1 protein-coding gene is annotated in these 1,168 nt (G+C 36.8%); it reads left to right on the top strand.

Features of this window, described 5'->3' with window-relative positions; translation table 11 throughout:
• Window positions 1–1,168: IS21 family transposase (gene istA / locus CD33_RS00155; protein ID WP_084591201.1), on the top strand; the 1,168-nt coding region annotated here is incomplete at both ends.

The raw sequence follows: 1,168 nt of genomic DNA, 5'->3' as shown, positions 1-1,168 counted from the left end.
GCAATGTCTGAAGTTAATTGTATCAAAACATTACGAAATGAAAAAGGACTATCTATTACTGAAATTGCGAATACAATGCAAGTGAATTGGCGTACTGCCAAAAAATATGGCGATGGAGATCAATTGCCACAAGAGAAAACTCATTTGAAAACGGGCATGATGTACGACGAAGAATGGGGAGAAATCGTAATTGATTGGTTAGAAGAGGATTTAAAACTCAAGAAAAAGTTACGCCGTACAAATAAGAAAATGCTTGAAGATTTAGTAAAGAAGGGCTTCAAAGGTTCCTATAGAACACTTTGTAATTTCATTCAAGAATGGAAAGCAGCACAAGAAGACGAAATAGACAAAGGTCATGAACGTTTAGAACATCCAGAAGGAGAAGCTCAAGTAGATTTCGGGATTATGGAAGCTGTTCAAGATGGCGAAATACTTGATGTTCATGCATTGGTCATGTCATTTCCAGCAAGTAATACAGCATTTGCGATACCGATGCCGGGTGAAAATTTAGAATGCTTTTTAGGCGGACTTCAAGTGTTATTTAAACAGGCTGGTGGTGTTCCCTTGAGCATTCGAATTGATAACTTAACACCTGCGGTGAAAAAAGTAAGGAAAGGCGATATAGAGGCACAACTAACAGAAACCTTTCGACATTTCCAACAATATTACGGGTTTAAAGTGCAAGTATGTAACCCACGAAAAGGAAATGAAAAAGGTCATGTGGAAGGTAAAGTAGGTTATGTTCGTTATAACTTCTTTAGCCTACCTCCGGTCATAAAGGATCTTGAAGATTTAACGAATCAATTAGAACAACAATTAATCAAGGATCGTCAACGAATTCATTATAAAAAAGAAGTTATGATTGATGAGCTGTGGCAGCGCGAGCAAAAGCAATTAATCAAATTACCAGAAAAACCGTATCCGGTATTTAAGCAGTTTTTAATCAAGTTTAATAAATATAATGAATTCAAACTTGATGGGCATTTGATTCATGTGCCAAGAGCAAGGAACTACGTCCAGCTTTCTTGTGTGACCTACTGGGATTCGTATAAAGTCATCACAAATGACGGAGAAATTTTATTATCTGATGCCCGCCCATATATGAGAAAACGTCGTTTTATTCCATGGAAGGAAATCTTAAAAGATTGGTTGAAAAAACCACGTGTTG

Source organism: Ureibacillus sinduriensis BLB-1 = JCM 15800, from assembly GCF_000772955.1.
Lineage (GTDB): Bacteria > Bacillota > Bacilli > Bacillales_A > Planococcaceae > Ureibacillus > Ureibacillus sinduriensis.
The sequence above is the reverse complement of the archived record's forward strand: the minus strand, read 5'-3'. Positions and strand labels throughout refer to the sequence as shown.